The sequence below is a fragment of the Pantoea sp. DY-5 genome (assembly GCF_019795955.1).
Taxonomy (GTDB): Bacteria; Pseudomonadota; Gammaproteobacteria; order Enterobacterales; family Enterobacteriaceae; genus Pantoea; species Pantoea leporis.
Genome location: NZ_JAIMIE010000001.1, coordinates 1,479,181 through 1,495,785 on the forward strand (window position 1 = coordinate 1,479,181; position 16,605 = coordinate 1,495,785).

17 protein-coding genes, 1 tRNA gene and 1 pseudogene are annotated in these 16,605 nt (G+C 56.1%); 10 read left to right on the forward strand and 9 right to left on the reverse strand.

Annotation, left to right across the window (positions count from 1 at the left end; translation table 11 throughout):
- Positions 1 to 4 precede the first annotated feature (4 nt).
- Positions 5 to 1,789 carry a type VI secretion system baseplate subunit TssF gene (gene tssF / locus K5Y30_RS07050; protein WP_222210788.1) on the forward strand — a complete coding sequence of 595 codons (1,785 nt, stop codon included), beginning with the start codon at positions 5 to 7 and terminating at the stop codon, positions 1,787 to 1,789.
- On the forward strand, positions 1,786 to 2,802 hold the full coding sequence (gene tssG, locus K5Y30_RS07055; RefSeq protein ID WP_222181582.1) for a type VI secretion system baseplate subunit TssG: 1,017 nt from the start codon (positions 1,786 to 1,788) through the stop codon (positions 2,800 to 2,802). The genes tssF and tssG overlap by 4 nt, the downstream gene beginning before the upstream one ends.
- Positions 2,803 to 3,173: 371 nt before the next feature.
- Here tssG and K5Y30_RS24830 read toward each other — a convergent pair whose 3' ends face one another.
- On the reverse strand, positions 3,174 to 3,335 hold the full coding sequence (locus tag K5Y30_RS24830) for a hypothetical protein (RefSeq protein WP_255606572.1): 162 nt from the start codon (positions 3,333 to 3,335) through the stop codon (positions 3,174 to 3,176).
- Between the two features lie 55 nt (positions 3,336 to 3,390).
- Positions 3,391 to 3,849: a Rha family transcriptional regulator gene (locus K5Y30_RS07060; RefSeq protein WP_255602302.1), complete on the reverse strand. Its 459-nt coding sequence runs from the start codon at positions 3,847 to 3,849 to the stop codon at positions 3,391 to 3,393.
- 173 nt (positions 3,850 to 4,022) lie between these two features.
- On the opposite strand from K5Y30_RS07060, the pseudogene K5Y30_RS07065 reads away from it, so the two are divergent.
- Positions 4,023 to 4,376, forward strand: a pseudogene (locus K5Y30_RS07065) (tyrosine-type recombinase/integrase); the annotation flags it as partial.
- Positions 4,377 to 4,394: 18 nt separating this feature from the next.
- Here the strand turns inward: K5Y30_RS07065 and K5Y30_RS07070 are convergent.
- Both K5Y30_RS07070 and K5Y30_RS07075 read right to left on the reverse strand, forming a co-directional pair.
- Positions 4,395 to 4,471, reverse strand: a tRNA-Arg gene (locus K5Y30_RS07070).
- 95 nt (positions 4,472 to 4,566) lie between these two features.
- The gene (locus tag K5Y30_RS07075) at positions 4,567 to 5,070 is read right to left on the reverse strand and encodes a DUF1198 family protein (RefSeq protein WP_222210789.1); all 504 of its coding nucleotides are present in this window, start codon (positions 5,068 to 5,070) and stop codon (positions 4,567 to 4,569) included.
- A gap of 175 nt (positions 5,071 to 5,245) precedes the next feature.
- Here K5Y30_RS07075 and folD point away from each other — a divergent pair, with 175 nt between their 5' ends.
- Positions 5,246 to 6,112, forward strand: a complete 867-nt coding sequence (gene folD / locus K5Y30_RS07080; protein ID WP_036648219.1) for a bifunctional methylenetetrahydrofolate dehydrogenase/methenyltetrahydrofolate cyclohydrolase FolD — start codon at positions 5,246 to 5,248, stop codon at positions 6,110 to 6,112.
- The gene (gene ybcJ, locus K5Y30_RS07085; protein ID WP_007890771.1) at positions 6,112 to 6,324 is read left to right on the forward strand and encodes a ribosome-associated protein YbcJ; all 213 of its coding nucleotides are present in this window, start codon (positions 6,112 to 6,114) and stop codon (positions 6,322 to 6,324) included. Before folD ends, ybcJ begins: the two co-directional genes overlap by 1 nt.
- A gap of 30 nt (positions 6,325 to 6,354) precedes the next feature.
- Here the strand turns inward: ybcJ and K5Y30_RS07090 are convergent, their stop codons facing one another.
- Positions 6,355 to 7,446 (reverse strand): AAA family ATPase, encoded by a 1,092-nt coding sequence (locus tag K5Y30_RS07090; RefSeq protein ID WP_222210790.1) that lies wholly within the window; start codon positions 7,444 to 7,446, stop codon positions 6,355 to 6,357.
- Positions 7,447 to 7,478: 32 nt separating this feature from the next.
- On the reverse strand, positions 7,479 to 8,864 hold the full coding sequence (cysS, locus tag K5Y30_RS07095) for a cysteine--tRNA ligase (RefSeq protein WP_110865669.1): 1,386 nt from the start codon (positions 8,862 to 8,864) through the stop codon (positions 7,479 to 7,481).
- A gap of 217 nt (positions 8,865 to 9,081) precedes the next feature.
- Here cysS and ppiB point away from each other — a divergent pair, with 217 nt between their 5' ends.
- The 4 genes from ppiB to purK all read left to right on the forward strand — a co-directional run bounded on the left by ppiB (position 9,082) and on the right by purK (position 11,994).
- On the forward strand, positions 9,082 to 9,576 hold the full coding sequence (gene ppiB / locus K5Y30_RS07100) for a peptidylprolyl isomerase B (RefSeq protein WP_008103818.1): 495 nt from the start codon (positions 9,082 to 9,084) through the stop codon (positions 9,574 to 9,576).
- The gene (locus K5Y30_RS07105) at positions 9,576 to 10,292 is read left to right on the forward strand and encodes a UDP-2,3-diacylglucosamine diphosphatase (RefSeq protein WP_222210791.1); all 717 of its coding nucleotides are present in this window, start codon (positions 9,576 to 9,578) and stop codon (positions 10,290 to 10,292) included. The genes ppiB and K5Y30_RS07105 overlap by 1 nt, the downstream gene beginning before the upstream one ends.
- 131 nt (positions 10,293 to 10,423) lie before the next feature.
- Positions 10,424 to 10,933: a 5-(carboxyamino)imidazole ribonucleotide mutase gene (purE, locus tag K5Y30_RS07110; protein WP_222210792.1), complete on the forward strand. Its 510-nt coding sequence runs from the start codon at positions 10,424 to 10,426 to the stop codon at positions 10,931 to 10,933.
- A complete protein-coding gene (gene purK / locus K5Y30_RS07115) occupies positions 10,930 to 11,994 on the forward strand; it encodes a 5-(carboxyamino)imidazole ribonucleotide synthase (RefSeq protein WP_222210793.1) in 1,065 nt (354 codons plus the stop codon). The genes purE and purK overlap by 4 nt, the downstream gene beginning before the upstream one ends.
- Positions 11,995 to 12,071: 77 nt before the next feature.
- On the opposite strand, the gene K5Y30_RS07120 is transcribed toward purK, so the two are convergent.
- The 3 genes from K5Y30_RS07120 to ybbA all read right to left on the reverse strand — a co-directional run bounded on the left by K5Y30_RS07120 (position 12,072) and on the right by ybbA (position 15,999).
- Positions 12,072 to 12,815, reverse strand: a complete 744-nt coding sequence (locus tag K5Y30_RS07120) for a class I SAM-dependent methyltransferase (RefSeq protein WP_222182858.1) — start codon at positions 12,813 to 12,815, stop codon at positions 12,072 to 12,074.
- Positions 12,816 to 12,898: 83 nt separating this feature from the next.
- Positions 12,899 to 15,316, reverse strand: coding sequence for a putative ABC transporter permease subunit YbbP (ybbP, locus tag K5Y30_RS07125; protein ID WP_222210794.1), 2,418 nt, complete (start codon positions 15,314 to 15,316; stop codon positions 12,899 to 12,901).
- Complete coding sequence (ybbA, locus tag K5Y30_RS07130) at positions 15,313 to 15,999, reverse strand: putative ABC transporter ATP-binding protein YbbA (protein ID WP_176971306.1); 687 nt, start codon at positions 15,997 to 15,999, stop codon at positions 15,313 to 15,315. Before ybbA ends, ybbP begins: the two co-directional genes overlap by 4 nt.
- Between ybbA and tesA the strand changes: the two genes are divergently transcribed.
- Positions 15,967 to 16,593, forward strand: a complete 627-nt coding sequence (tesA, locus tag K5Y30_RS07135; protein WP_176971305.1) for a multifunctional acyl-CoA thioesterase I/protease I/lysophospholipase L1 — start codon at positions 15,967 to 15,969, stop codon at positions 16,591 to 16,593. The two genes, ybbA and tesA, sit on opposite strands and share 33 nt — an antisense overlap.
- Positions 16,594 to 16,605: the final 12 nt, after the last annotated feature.

Sequence of the window (16,605 nt, forward strand, 5' to 3'; positions counted from 1 at the left end):
AACCATGAACGATCATGATTTTCTAAAATATTTCGACAGCGAAATGCGTTATCTGAAAGCTGCTGCGCAGGAGTTTGCGGAGCAGTATCCGGAGGCGGGACGGCGACTGGGTGTCGACGGCAAATCTCTGAAGATGAATGACTCGGTCGAGCAACTGTTTCAGGGCTTCTCGCTGATGATGGCGCAGATGCGTCGCAAGATTGATGACGATATTCCGGAGCTGACGGAGCCGCTGCTTGGGCATCTGGTGCCCGTGGTGAACCGCACGCTGCCATCAATGTCTGTGGTGGAACTTACGCCCGATAGCGTCGCTCAGGTACGTGATGCGGTGCTGCCGGAAGGTACAACGCTGCTGACCCGACCGATGGATATCACTGGCCAACGCTGCCCGTATCGCACGACCGATGCGTTGAAATTGCATCCACTGGCGCTGGGCGAGATAACCACGCCCTTCCATCCTGATGGACACCAGATGATTTCCCTGCGGTTTACACTCAGCCCTCAGGCCGATACGAGCCAAATCGATCTCAGCGATATCCCGCTCTACATCCACGGAGATCGCCCGGTGCAGTCGCTGCTATACCATGCGCTGACCCGTCATCTGCGCAACATCACTTTTCGCCTGCCGCAGAGTGATAACTCCGATCCGCAGCCATTTAGTGGCGACATCCGTGCCCGCTGGCAGCAGCACTGGCGTCCGGTCTGGCCGGAAAGCGACAGTCCTGCACTCTGTGGTGAAGTGCGCCCGCTGCTGGAATATTTCATTTTTCCGGCTCGCTACGCCTTCTTTACTCTTTCGGGGCTCAACACGCTGCCTTTCGACGAAAGCTGCCGCGAGGTGATTCTCGATATTCACCTCAGTCAGCCGCTTCCACATGATATTTCCCTGCCGGCAGACGCGCTGCGCATTCACTGCGTGCCGGTGATTAACCTATTTACGCTGAACGCCGAGCCGCTGAAGGTAAAACCTGCGGTGCTCGATTATCGTCTGCGTCCGCATCGACTGCGCGATCAGCACACTGAGATTTACAGTGTTGATGAAGTTGCCGCCAGCGAAACACTGGATAAGCGGCGCTATGTGCCGTATCGGCACTTCCGGCAAAAAGGGGGCATGTTGCAACGCAAAGAGTCCTGGCCGGAGCGATATTTCCATACGCGTGTCTGGCGTGGTGTCAGCGGTCTTTATGAAACCCTGCTGATGTTGGGTGGCGATGAAAGCGAGACCGATCGAGGCGAGGATGATGCCACGCTGTTTATGAACATCACCTGCACCAATGGTAACTATCCGCGTATGGCGCTGGAGAAAGCCGTATTTGATGGAAGCGCGGTCACCGGCAACCTAACGTTGCAGTGCACAACGCGTCATCCCCCTTCTATGCCTTGCTACCCGCCAACCACGCAGTTGTATCAGTGGCATGTGATGTCGCTGCTGCATCCGCGCGCGCTGAGCCAGATGATTAGCGATGCTAAAAACCTTCGAGCCGTGCTGGCGCTGTTTGACTGGAGTAATGACGATAACAACCGCCGTCGCATCAGCGGTATTCGTCACGTCAGCTGGCGTCAGGACTATAACTCCTCGTATCACTGGCACGGGGTGCGTATTCGCGTGGCACTCGATGAAACCCAGTTCAGCGGCACCGGCGATGCCCGCCTGTTCTGCGAGCTGCTGGAACAGTTCCTGATGCAGTACGCCAGCGTTGTGCGCTTTACCCAACTGACGGTGCTGCTGACTGCTTCGGGCACCGAGTGGGCCTGGCCGGAGCGACGCATTGACAGGGTGCTGATGTGAGCGAAAACAACAAAAAACCGTTCTGGCTGGACGATAACGGCAATGATCAGACCGCGCAGTACAACTTTTACCGCTTCTGCCAGCTGCTGGAGCAGACGGCCGGCAGCCGTCTTGGCACGGGCCGCACGCCAGAGAGTGATCCGGTGCGCTTTCGCCCTAACCCGCATCTGGGCTTTCCCGCCGGGGAGCTAAAGCGCACGGAAATTGACGCCGATAACCCGGATGCGATACCAACGGTCCGAACCAACTTCTTCGGCCTGTACGGCGTGGATTCGCCGCTGCCCACCAGCATCATTGACGACATCAACCAAGGCCGCGATGGTGCGGATGCGATGGCAGCGTTTCTGGATATCTTCAATCACCGACTGATGACGCAGTTTTACCGCATCTGGCGCAAGTACAGCTATCCGGCCACCTTTGAGCCAGGCGGTACCGATACGGTTTCGCAAAGCCTGATGGCGCTAACCGGCATCTCCAACAGCGGTGAACAACCTTCGTCACGCCTGCTGGCTATTCTGAAACCGTTGCTGCATACCACACACACTGCTGAAGGCATCGCTGCGGTTATACGCAGCCAGGCACCGAACACCAAGGTTGAGGTTTTCGCACACCATCCAGTGAGCATGCCGGTGGCAAAACGCGCCCGACTTTCACTTAAAGGTGGCATGACGCTTGAACAGAATCCGATACTGGGTGATGAAACCCGCGTGGCTGATTACTGCTCACGAGTTGAGCTTTCAACAGACGATCCTGATGAAGCGAAAGGCTGGATGCCTGACGGACAGCTTAGGAATGACGTGATGGCGCTACTGCGTACCTATTTGGGCTGTGACTATGATTTGCGGTTTTGGCTAACAATTCCCACCCAATTTCTGCCAATGCCGCGGCTTGGCGATTCCGGGTTGTTCAATGGATACAACATGATGCTGGGGTTGAGGGAGGATAATCAGAGTGCGATGCCGGAAATGGTGCGAATTAAAGTGGGAAAGTTGCGAGAAAGTAATGTTAAATAACATAAACATCGAGAGTGAATGACACGCTAAATACAGTGAACCTTACCGGTATATCGGGGAAGCCACAGATGTATACGAGCATTGTTCTCGTATAATGATTAAAAATCCGAACGAAACATGAAACAGTGAATAAAGTCGGTTTCTTCGGCGATGCATACACCGTCTGTAAGACAATAGTTCCAAGATGGCGCCACACGATTGGTAATTTAGTGAGTTATTTCACCTACTGAAATGCTGATCAGTAAAATATTCATTTCAATCAACTTGAATATGGGATGCTTTATCAGTGCATCCCTTTCAATATTTAATTAGAAAAAATTAAATATCTCAATCCATTAGATTTTATACATAGAAATTGTTGACTCGCAAAGTCATTCGCGTATCTCCATTACTGGCGAAGATGTGATCAGAGTGGCGAAGGCTTCCATACGACGTGCCACTTCACGAACTGCATCACCCGGACTCATGCCACTGCGCACCGCTTCGCCAAAAGCTGCAAGCTCAATCTTCTGTATCACTACCAGCAATCCCAACTGTTGTTCATCCGCGCGACCTCGCTCGCCTGCGGACAGGCCAATAACGCGATTTTCAGCACGTGCTAGATTGATGTAATGATGACGCAGTGCTCCGAGCGCTTTGAGGCTGTCGCGCTTCACGACGCATAGAAAATGCTTTAGTCACGTCCAATTTGAACAGATTCATGCGTTCTGGATTGTTCCCATGGATAACTCGAAGCGTGTAATCGAATTGGAACTCATTAAGCAAATAACTGACCTCTGGCCTCTCTTCCCTGCTTTTAAGGTTTCCCTGTTTCGAATCGGAAAACTCTTTAAGCGATTGGCAGGGCAATGAACCAAGCTCACGAAGTCTTTCTTTATTCACTTTGATTGTTGCAACTAAGTTTTCATGCTGTATTCCAGCTCGTTCAGCAATAACCCGAGAATCAATACGCGACTCTTGCTTATGTTGGGTAAGGATTTCATCTTGGCGGACTTCAGATTGAGTTTGGCCGCTGCCATTTAAGGCAGTGATTTTTTTCTGGTTCATCTTTTTTGCTCCGAATTATTTTTAATTAGAGCCGCCGCGACAGCGTTAATGATGCTGCAATAAAATGAGCGCAAATGGTCGCAACTTATTTTATTTTCGCTGTTCAGAATAATTTGCGAGTATTTGCACATTAATTTTGCTAGGCCGATTTAGAGCTATGTGGCTTATTAACGGTATTCGTTCACAACGAATCAGCGAAGAGAAGTGACGGAACCACAATGGCAAAGCTTCGTAAAAAGTGAATGGATTCCAATACAGCCTGGAGAGCTGCATTAATACGAGCGGGAATTGATGATTTAAGATTTCATGACCTGAGACACATCTGGGCGAGTTGGCTTATTCAGGCGGGAGTTTCATTGTCGGCATTACAGGAAATGGGCGGCTGGGAGAGTATAGAAATGGTGCAGCGTTATGCTCACCTGGCACCGAACCATTAAACGGAACATGCGAGGCAAATTGACGCGATTTTTGGCAGCCGTGTCCCAAATCTGTCCCATGGGGAAAACTTGAAAGCAGTAGGAGAGTGATAACTCATTGATTTGTATTGGTACGCCCTACAGGATTCGAACCTGTGACCTACGGCTTAGAAGGCCGGTGCTCTATCCAGCTGAGCTAAGGGCGCAAAGTGATTGGGTCGGATTATACGTCCAGCGGCTCGCGCGTCAACGTTTTTGCCCTTGAACAGAAGCGGAGTGCTGCCAGATTAACCAAAACCCCTTAATGCCGCTTGCGCCATTCGCTCATCGACACTAGATTCCCGCCCTGCTCCGTTTCGCCTTCCAGCTCAATCCCTTGCTGCGTGAAGTGCGCATTGTACTGGTCGCGCAGCGCATGCAGTTCCTGGCTGTCCGGCTCCAGCTGGCGCAAGAACCCCAACGCCAGCAACAGCTGTTGCCTCGATATCAACGCAGAAAATCCCGCCCGACTCAAAATGCCATGCCAGCGCTGCATATTCTCGTCGCTGCCATCGACAATCATCACCTGCCAAATCAGCAGCACCGCCGCGCCATTGTGCAGATGCGTGTCGTTATCGCCCGCGATGTAATCGGTAAACTCTTTTGCCGCCTCTTTGCCCATCAGCGACAACATCGATTCGATATGCACCGGCGGCAGTTGCAACCGTTTATTGAGCGCCTGCACCGCATGGCGCGAGCTGGCCGTCAGCAGCTGAAAACCTACTACGAACACCACCGCCAGCGTGGCGAGAATTAACCAAATCATCACGTCATCCATCTCATACACTGCCGGGCATCATAAGCGCTAACGCGGGCGGGCGCCACGGCGAAAAATCGGGAAAGCGGCGTTGATGGCGAATCTCTACCTGACAGCCGCACGCGCTTCTGACAGAATAGGCGCCATCCCCGATCTAACCCTCTACAGATGGATTTCCTCTCTGATGGCAGCAAAAATTATTGACGGTAAAACGATTGCGCAGCAGGTGCGCCTTGAGGTTGCCGAAAAAGTACAGCAGCGTCTGGCGGCCGGTAAACGTGCGCCCGGTTTGGCAGTTGTGCTGGTGGGTGAAAACCCGGCTTCGCAGATCTATGTCGCCAGCAAACGTCGTGCTTGTGATGAAGTGGGCTTCATCTCCCGCTCGTACGATCTGCCCGCCACCACCAGCGAAGCCGAGCTGCTGGAGCTGATTGATACGCTCAACAACGATAACGACATCGACGGCATTCTGGTGCAGCTGCCGCTGCCAGCCGGCATCGATAACGTCAAAGTGCTGGAGCGCATCGTGCCGGACAAAGACGTGGATGGCTTCCATCCGTACAACGTCGGTCGTCTGTGCCAGCGCGCACCGAAGCTGCGTCCATGTACGCCGCGCGGCATCGTCACTTTGCTGGAGCGCTACAATATCGATACTTACGGCCTGAACGCCGTGGTGGTTGGCGCATCGAATATCGTTGGCCGTCCGATGAGCATGGAGCTGCTGCTCGCCGGTTGCACCACCACCGTTACGCACCGTTTCACCAAAGATCTGCGTCATCACGTTGAGCACGCCGATCTGCTGGTGGTGGCGGTTGGCAAGCCGGGCTTTATTCCGGGCGACTGGATCAAGCCGGGCGCGGTGGTGATTGATGTGGGTATCAACCGTCTCGACAGCGGCAAAGTGGTGGGTGATGTGGAGTTCGAAGCGGCTGCTGAGCGCGCCTCGTACATCACGCCCGTTCCAGGCGGCGTCGGTCCAATGACTGTTGCTACACTGATCCAAAACACGCTGACGGCGTGTGAAGAATTTCACGACATTGAGGAGGCATAATGGCCAGTTTTTCTCTCGGTAAACATGCCCACGTTGATTTGTGCGACCTGCTGAAACTCGAAGGTTGGGTGCAAAGCGGTGCGCAGGCGAAAGCGGTGATTGCGGAAGGCGAAGTGCGCGTCGATGGCGCAGTTGAAACGCGTAAGCGCTGCAAGATTGTTGAAGGCCAAAAGGTCGAGTTTGCAGGCTTTAAGATTACGGTTGTAGCGTAGTCATCCGGAAGGTCGCCATTAATGGCGACCCTACAAAACCCGGGTTTCCCCTTCTATTTGCTCCAGCTCGATATGATTCACCGCCGTATGCTGCGCAATCAGCGTCGCCAGTTTCGGTGAATGGCTGGTGATCCACAGTTGGCTGAACTGGCTGGCTTCGGCGATCAGTCGCGCCAGTGCGGGCAACAGATCTTCATGCAAACTGTTCTCCGGTTCGTTGAGCGCCATAAACGCTGGCGGCCGCGGGCTGAGCAGCGCCACCACTAAGCAGAGAAAGCGCAGCGTGCCATCCGAGAACTCGGCGCTCTCCAGCGGACGCAAAATCCCCCGCCGTGACATCAGCATCTGAAAACGCCCGTTCTGCACATCAACGTGAAATTCCGTGTCCGGGAAGGCTTCGGCCATCACCTCGAGCAGTAATTCGGAATGACCGCGTTCAACAATTGTGGCCCAGGCTGCGGCCAAATTGCTGCCATCGTGGCTCAGTACCGGCGCGCGTACGCCAATCTGCGGCGCACGAATCGGCGAACCGGGCCACACCGCAAACTCATGATAGAAACGCCACTGGCGCAGCCTTTCACGTACCTGCGAAAGCTCGGGATAAAGGTGCGGCTCGCCAAGCTGCCCAAACAGCGACTCTTCCGGATGCAGCACCGCGGGATAAGCAACGCGTTCACCCTCAACGTTGTGCAGGAAAGCGGTTTGATTTTGCCGCTGCAGGATGCAGGAGGAAGGACGCCGACGCTGGCCGCTCATCCATATACGCTCCTCTTTCACCAGCGGATCGAGGTTAAACATACTGGTGGCTAACGGCTCAGGAAAACCGATATCAAGCTGATAATCCATATCGTCCATCACCACCGCGAGCGCCAGACGTTTAGGATCGTGGCGACGATCGCCGCGCCGCAATCCGCCCGCCCACATCGCTTTCTGGATGCCGCCCTCTTCCGCCAGCGCCAGCGCTAAACGTCCGCTCGCCGCTTCGTGCAGCAGTCGCACCGCTTTATACAGGTTGGATTTGCCGCAGCCGTTCGGGCCGCTCACCACATTGAGCTGCTGCAACGGCAGCGTCAGGTCGCGCACCGAGCGGAAGCCGTGAATATGAATCTGTTCAATCGCCATAATAAAAAAGGGCGATTTCTCGCCCTCTCCGGTTATTTGCGGCGCCAGCTGGAACCTTGCGGCCCATCCTCAACGATAACGCCCAACTCATTGAGCTTATCGCGCGCCACATCCGCCTGCGCCCAATCTTTGGCTGCTCGCGCATCGGAACGGGCTTTCACCCAATGCTCGATTTCCGCCACTTCATCGTCATTCACCTGCGCACCACTTTGCAGGAACTGCTCGGGATCCTGCTGCAAAATGCCCAGCACGTTAGCGATCTGGCGCAGTTTCGCCGCCAGCGCATCAGCGGAGGCTTTGTCTTCAGTCTTCAGACGATTCACTTCACGCGCCATATCAAACAACACCGAATAGGCTTCCGGCGTGTTGAAGTCGTCATCCATCGCGGTACGGAATCGCGCTTCAAACTCTTCGCCACCCGCCGCAGTGGCATTGGCATCGGTATGACGCAGCGCGGTGTACAAGCGCTCGAGCGCCGCACGCGCCTGATTGAGGTTATCTTCGCCGTAGTTGAGCTGGCTGCGATAGTGGCCCGACATCAGGAAATAACGCACGGTTTCGGCATCGTAATGCTGCAACACATCGCGCACGGTGAAGAAGTTATCCAGCGATTTCGACATCTTCTCGCGATCAACCATCACCATGCCAGAGTGCATCCAGTAATTCACATACGGGCCATCGTGCGCACAGGTGGATTGCGCCACTTCGTTTTCGTGGTGCGGGAACATCAGATCCGAACCGCCGCCGTGAATGTCGAAATGGGTGCCAAGCTGTTTGCAGTTCATCGCCGAACATTCGATGTGCCAGCCTGGACGGCCGTTGCCCCACGGCGAGTTCCACGCTGGTTCGTCCGCTTTGGACATTTTCCACAGCACGAAGTCCATCGGATTGCGCTTCACGTCCGCCACTTCGACGCGCGCGCCAGCCTGCAGCTGCTCCAGATCCTGACGCGACAGCACGCCGTAATCTTTGTCGCTCATCACGTCGAACATCACGTCGCCGTTGTCCGCCACGTACGCGTGCTTACGCTCAATCAGCCTGCCGACCAGCTCAATAATCTCGTCGATATGGCGTGTGGCGCGCGGCTCCAGATCCGGCGGCAGAATGCCGAGCGCGGCGAAATCGTTGTGCATCTCGGCGATCATGCGGTTGGTCAGCGTTTCGATGCTTTCCCCGTTTTGATTGGCGCGTTTGATGATTTTGTCATCGATATCGGTGATGTTACGCACATACTTCAGTTGATAGCCCACGTAACGCAGATAACGCGCCACCACGTCGAATGCCACAAATGTACGCCCATGGCCGATATGACAGAGGTCGTAAACCGTGATACCACACACGTACATACCGATTTCACCTGCGTGGATAGGTTTAAATTCCTCTTTCTGTCGACTCAGGGTGTTATAGATCTTCAACATTGAATGGTTCCGTTATTGACGTTTGCGGGATACGCCCTTGCAGCGTAGCCGGTTATTGTGCCGTATTTTTCTGACTTGTGCATCGCTCGGTTGCCAACTGCCGTCCGGTTACTGACGCGTTATTGGAAATTGTGATATAAGAAGCGTCTACAAAAATGCCCCGCCGCCTTGCAGGCGCGGCAGCGACACTGACGACAACCTTGACAGGAAGAAAATAATGGTCACTTTCCAGACGAACCATGGCGATATCGTAATTAAAACTTTCGATGACAAAGCGCCGGCTACCGTGAAGAACTTCCTGGAATACTGCGCGGAAGGTTTTTACGATAACACTATCTTCCATCGCGTAATCAACGGTTTCATGATTCAGGGCGGCGGTTTTGAGCCTGGCATGAAGCAGAAAGATACCAAAGCAGACATCCGCAACGAAGCGAACAACGGCCTGAAAAACACCAAAGGCACCCTGGCGATGGCGCGTACTCAGGCGCCACACTCTGCAACTGCCCAGTTCTTCATCAACGTGGCAGACAACGACTTCCTGAACTTCCGTGACGAAAGCCTGCAAGGCTGGGGTTACTGCGTGTTCGCTGAAGTGGTTGAAGGCATGGACGTGGTTGAGAAAATCAAAGCGGTGAAAACCGGCCGCAGCGGCATGCATCAGGACGTTCCGGTTGAAGATGTTGTCATCCAGAAAGTGACTGTTAGCGAGTAATGTCGCGCACGCTGTTTATCGCAGATCTGCATCTGTGTCATGAAGAACCGGCAATCACTGCCGGTTTTCTGCATTTTTTGCAGGGTGAAGCGCGCGCCTGCGATGCGCTTTACATCCTCGGCGATCTGTTCGAAGCCTGGATAGGCGACGACGATCCTAACCCGCTGCATCAGCAGATCGCTGCGGCGCTCAAAGCCTTGCCAGTGCCGAAATTCTTCATCCACGGTAATCGCGACTTCCTGCTCGGCCAGCGTTTTGCGCGTGCCAGCGGCATGACGCTGCTGCCGGAAGAGAAGGTGCTCGATCGCTACGGACATCGTGTGTTGATCATGCACGGCGATACCTTGTGTACCGACGATGAAGGCTATCAGCGATTCCGCGCCAAAGTGCATCAGCGCTGGTTGCAGCGTCTGTTCCTCGCGTTGCCGCTGCGTCTGCGCATGCGCATTGCCGCGCGCATGCGCAATGGCAGCAAGCAGGCGAATCAGCATAAATCGGTCAGCATCATGGACGTCAATCAGTCCGCGGTGGAAGCCGCAATGACGCGCCAACAGGTGCCGATTCTGATTCACGGCCACACGCATCGTCCCGCCATTCACGCCTTCCTGCTGCACGGTGAAAACGCCGAGCGCGCGGTGCTGGGTGCCTGGCATGAGAACGGATCGATGATTCAGCTTGATGCCAGCGGCGTAAGCCTGATCGAATTCCCCTTCTGAAATCCGGGCATCAATGCCCGTTTTCCGCCTACGCAACCGTTTTCCTTGCTGCCATCTCATGCTATTCTCTGTGCCCTTCTTCGCCTGCCCGCCCGGCCAGGTTCGTTTGCATATTCACAGGAGTTGACCGCATGTCATCCAACGCCGCCCCGGCCCGTATCGCCATTGTCATGGGTTCCAAAAGTGACTGGGCTACCATGCAGTTCGCCGAGGAAATTCTTAACAGCCTGGATGTTCCCTTCCACGTTGAAGTGGTCTCAGCTCACCGTACGCCCGACAAATTGTTCAGCTTCGCGGAAACCGCCGCTGAAAACGGTTTTCAGGTGATCATCGCCGGTGCCGGCGGTGCTGCCCATTTGCCGGGCATGCTGGCCGCGAAAACGCTGGTGCCGGTGCTGGGCGTGCCCGTGCAAAGCGCGGCGCTGAGCGGCGTCGATAGCCTCTACTCCATCGTGCAGATGCCGCGCGGCATTCCGGTGGGTACGCTGGCGATTGGTAAAGCCGGTGCTGCCAACGCCGCCCTGCTGGCGGCACAGATTCTGGCGATCCACGACAGCGCGCTGTCAACGCGCATCGCCAACTGGCGTCAAACGCAAACTGATGAAGTGCTGAACAACCCGGATCCGCGGGAGGACGTATGAAGCCGGTTTGCGTCTTAGGAAATGGTCAGTTAGGCCGCATGCTGCGCCAGGCGGGTGAACCGCTGGGCATTGCGGTGTATCCGGTGGGCCTGGATGCGGAGCCTTCTGCGCTGCCGATCGCTAAAAGCGTGATCACCGCTGAGATCGAGCGCTGGCCTGAAACCGCGTTAACCCGCGAACTGGCGAGCCATCCGGCCTTTGTGAATCGCGATATTTTCCCGCGTCTGGCCGATCGCCTGACGCAAAAACAGCTGCTGGATCAGCTGAACCTCGCTACCGCGCCGTGGCAGCTGCTGGCCGATAAAGCCGAGTGGCCAAATGTGTTCAACTCGCTTGGCGAACTGGCGATTGTAAAGCGTCGTACCGGCGGCTATGACGGCCGTGGCCAGTGGCGTTTGCGCGCCCATGAAACCGACGCGCTACCGGATGAATGCTACGGCGAATGCATCGTTGAGCAAGGCATTAACTTCAGCGGCGAAGTGTCGCTGGTCGGTGCGCGCGGACACGATGGCAGCACGGTGTTTTATCCGCTGACGCACAACCTGCATCAGGACGGCATTCTGCGCACCAGCGTGGCGTTCCCGCAGGCCGATGCCGCACAGCAACAACAGGCGGAAGCGATGCTCAGCGCCATCATGCATGAGCTGAACTACGTCGGCGTGATGGCGATGGAATGCTTCATTACGCCAGAAGGTTTGCTGATCAACGAGCTGGCACCGCGCGTGCACAACAGCGGCCACTGGACGCAGAATGGCGCGTCCATCAGCCAGTTCGAGCTGCATCTGCGTGCAGTACTGGGTCTGGCGCTGCCGCAACCGGTGGTGTTTGCGCCGTCGGTGATGGTGAATCTGATTGGTACCGATGTAAACCTGGCGTGGCTGCAGCAGCCGCTGGTGCATCTGCATTGGTACGACAAAGAGGTGCGCGCCGGCCGCAAGGTTGGGCATCTTAATCTGACCGATAGCGATCACGCGCGTCTGGCGTCAGCCTTGAATGCGCTGGTGCCGCTGCTGCCGGAAGCGTATGCGAGCGGGATTGCGTGGGCGATTGAGAAGCTCTGATTAACCAGGTCGCCATGAATGGCGACCCTACGTGGTTTGGTGTGATTTTCGTAGGGTGCGCATTCATGCGCACCGGGTTACGCCACCATCTTCATCGCCACATGGCTCCAGCGATTCAGATGCGTAATCTGGAAACCATGCGCCTTAAACAGCGCATCCAGCGACGCTTCAGAATGAATCGTGATATGCCCATTACGCGGCGCGATATACCAATCATTCATTCCCAAATGGCTCACTTCATCTGTGGTGCCGGTACTAAAGAAAAACACCCCGCCCTTTTTCAAAAACCCTGACACTTCTGCCAGCGTTTTATGCGGATCGGGTGTGTGCTCAAACACTTCAAAACTGGTCATAAATTCATACGAATTCAGTTCCGGGTACTCGCCCGATACAAACGGATCCCAGGCGACCATATCCATTCCCACTTCCCGCATTAACCGTGCAAACGTGCCAGTGCCACCGCCGTAATCCAGCATCTTTTTACCCAGAAATCGTTCAAATAGCTGCAAAACTAAGTCACGGTTTCTGCGGGGACGTACGATCGCGTATTCGGGATCAAATTCAGCGTATCCATCATTATAAACGTGCTGTGCAAAATCAGATGGCGTCCAGTCATCAAACGCATGGGTGTAAACCAAACCACAGCTCTGGCATTGATGGTAATAGATGGCAACGCCCGTTAAGGGAAATACATAACGATTGGGCAGCTGTGAATGACAGGCAGTATTAAAATCGGTCACGCCATACAGCGTGGCTTCACTTTGGCAGACTTTACAGCAGCCGATTTCAACAACGGATTTGACGATAAGTGGAGATGACATGTTTAGCCTTAAATAAGTCTGGTCTGCTTTCATGAGTCGACTCACACAGACCAGAACTTAAATTTAAGACAAAAACGTTTTGCTTATCCGGCGCTGAAGCTTCTGAACAGCGCCTTCTGTTTTAACAGCCGAATCCCCAGCCAGGCACCGCACAGCGATAACAGCAGCGCGCCGCCGATCGGCAAGGCGATCCACAGCGTCCAGTCTGGCTGCCAGGGGAAATCGAAGATCTTGCGCTGCAAGCCCCACAACGCCGCTTCCGCGCCCAGCGCCGCCGCAATCCCCGATACCACGCCAAGCAGCGCAAACTCACACCATAAGGTGCCGCGCAACAGGCGCTTGCTGGCACCGAGCGTGCGATAGACCACCAGCTCCTGCCGACGCTGACGCATGCCAACCTGAATCTGCGCCAGCAGCAGCAGCACGCCGCATATCGTCACCAGCACCACCATCACTTCCAGCGCCTGGCTCACCTGCGTCAGCACCTGGCCGATCTGGCGCATCATGCTGCCGATATCCAGCAGGCTCAACGTCGGGAATGCACGATTAAGCTGCGCCAGCAGCGCCGGATTGCTCTCCATACGGAAGCTGGTCAGCCAGGTTTGTGGCTGTTGATCGAGCGCGCCCGGCGGGAAGATAAAGAAGAAGTTCGGCCGCAGACTCTCCCAATCCACCTTGCGCAAGCTGGTGATTTTGGCGCTGAACTGCTGAGTATCGCCGCTGAAGGTTAAGCTATCGCCCAGTTTCACGCCCAGACGATCCGCCAGCTCCACCTCCATCGATACTTCACCGGGCTGCGGCGGCCAGTTACCGGAAATCAGCGGATTGTGATCCGGACGCTCCGCTTGCCACGTCAGATTAAGTTCGCGATTCAGCGCGTTATCCAGCTGGGGATCGGCCTCTTTGCCGTTTAGCTCGGTGAGACGTGCACGCACAATCGGGTAGAAGGTTTCCGGCTTGAGCTGATGCTCGATCAGGAAGTCGCGTACCTGCGGCACCTGCTCTTGGGTGATGTTCAGCAGGAAATAGTTCGGACTGTCCGGCGGCAGTTGCTGTTGCCAGCGATCCAACAGATCGCCGCGCATCACCAGCAGCAGCGCCAGCAGCATAAATGACAGCGAAAACGCCGCCAGTTGGCTGAGCGTCATCGCCGGTTGACGCAGCAGACGGTTAATCGCCAGGCGCAGCGCCAGATTACGCACCACCAGCCGACGCAGCAGCAGCAAGGTGCCCCAGCCGAGTAACGCCAGCAGCAGCGCCAGCATCACCACGCCCGCCAGCAGCGCCCACAGCATTTTGCTGCCGCCCATCAGCAGCGCCAGCAAGCCAATCACCACCAGCGCCATTGCCGGCAGATAGAATCGTAGCGGCCAGACGTTCGCCACCGCATCCCGCCGCAGTACGCGCAGCGGTTGCGTCGCCATCAGCAAACGATACGGACGCAAACCCACCAGCAGCGAAATGACAAACATCGCGCCAATCGCCCACAGCCACGGCCAGAAACTCGCCGCAGGCAGCGCGCCCGGCAGCACCGGTTTCAGCATCAGCAGCAGAATAACTTCAATTCCCTGCCCTAAGGCGCTCCCGACAATCGCCGCCAGCAGCAGCACCGCCAGCCATTGGCCGATGATCAGCCGCTGCAGCGCCTTGCGCGTTGCGCCCAGGGTTTTCAGCACTGCCACTAAATCGTAGCGACTACGGCAATAATGGCTCATCGCTACAGCCACCGCAGCAATCGCCAGCATCAGCGTCAGCAAGGCTGAAAGCAGTAAAAACTGCTGCGCACGCTGCATTGAGCGGCCCAGCGCATCTTCCGAATTATCCACGCTGATCCAGCGCTGATCGGCTTTCAGCTGCGGCTCGATCCAGCTGTCATAACGCGCCAGCGGTGCCGGATCGCCGGAGAATTTATAGCGCCAGCTCAGGCGACTGCCCGGCTGCACCGCACCGGTTTTCTCCACGTCGGCCAGGTTCATCAGCAGACGTGGCGCGGTCTGGAACGGATTGAAGCCGCCATCCGGCTCCTGAATCACTTCCCCGGCAATGCGCAGCGTGGTGTCGCCGACATCCACGCTATCGCCCACTTTCAGATTCAACAGCGCCAGCAAACGCGGTGCGACCAACACCGTGCCCGCTTGTGGACGTAGGCCCGGCGGATCGGTTTGCAGCGTGCCGAACATCGGATAGGCATTGTCCACCGCCTTTACGTCCGCCAGCTGCGGCGTCTCTTGCGCGAAGGTCATGGTCATAAAGTGCAGCTGGCTGCTGACCGACAGCCCTTCATCACGCGCTTTGTTAAGCCACGCTTCCGGCGCGGGCGCGGTGGTGCGCAGCGTGCGATCGCCCGCCATAAAGTCGCGGCTCTGCTGGCTTAAGCCTTTCTCCATGCGATCGCTGATCGAACCCAGCGCCAGCACGCAGGCCACCGCAAGCGTGAGCGCCAGCCAGACAATCAGCAGCGAGGGCGAACGCCACTCGCGCCAGAACCAGCGCCAAATCATGACTCCTCCCACAACTTGCCGTCGCGCAGCCGTAAGCGACGGTCGCAGCGCGCCGCCAGTTGTTCATCGTGCGTCACCAGAATCAGCGTGGTGGCAAAATCGCGGTTGAGGGAGAACAGCAGATCGGCGATACGATCGCCGGTTTTACGGTCGAGGTTGCCGGTGGGTTCATCAGCAAACAGCAAACCGGGACGACCGCTAAAGGCACGCGCCAGCGCCACACGCTGCTGCTCGCCGCCCGAAAGTTGCGCCGGCAGATGGTGCAGACGATCTTTCAAACCCAGCACCGTCAGCAGTTCCACCGCCTGGCTGCGGCTTTCGCGATCGCTGTCACCACGCAACAGCGCCGGCAGCTGCACGTTTTCCAGCGCATTCAGCGTCGGCACCAGCATAAACGATTGAAACACAAAGCCCACTTCACGCGCACGCAGCGCCGCTCGCTGCTCTTCATTCATGCTGTGCAGCGGCTGGCCAAGCAGATGCACTTCGCCGCTGCTGCCGTCGTCCAGTCCGGCCAGAATGCCCAGCAGCGTGGATTTGCCCGAGCCGGACTCGCCAATCAGGGCGATGGTCTCAGCTGGTTTGACAACCAGCTCAACTCCGGTAAGGATGGTCAGCTGATGCTCTCCCTGACCGACGGACTTAGTAAGATGATGAACTGCAACAATGTTTTCCGCTGGCATTATCCCTTCCTGTTGTTATTGCTTCTGCTGGTGTCCCGACTCGCCGCCGCCGATACCTTACTGGTGTTGGGCGATAGCCTGAGCGCCGGGTATCGCATGTCGGCCACGGCGGCCTGGCCCAGCCTGCTGAATAAAGAGTGGCAACAGCAGCCCAAAGTGGTCAACGCCAGCATCAGCGGAGATACCGCAGGACAAGGGCTGGCGCGTTTACCGGGCCTATTAAAACAGCATCAACCCCGCTGGGTGTTAATCGAATTGGGCGGTAACGATGGCCTGCGTGGTTTCCCGCCGCAGAATATCGCCGCGGACCTGACCAAAGTGATCGACGAAGTGAAAGCCGCTAAAGCGCAGCCGCTGCTGATGCAGATTCGTCTGCCGGCTAATTATGGACGTCGTTATACGGAAGCGTTTAGCGCGATCTATCCGCGCCTGGCACAGCAGTACGACATTCCTCTGGTGCCCTTCTTTATGGAGCAGGTCTACCTGAAGCCGGAGTGGATGCAGCAGGATGGAATTCACCCCAATCCGGATGCTCAGCCGTTTATCGCCAACTTGATGGCGACCGAACTGGCTCCGCTAGTAAAGCATGATTAATGCAGGCGTGTG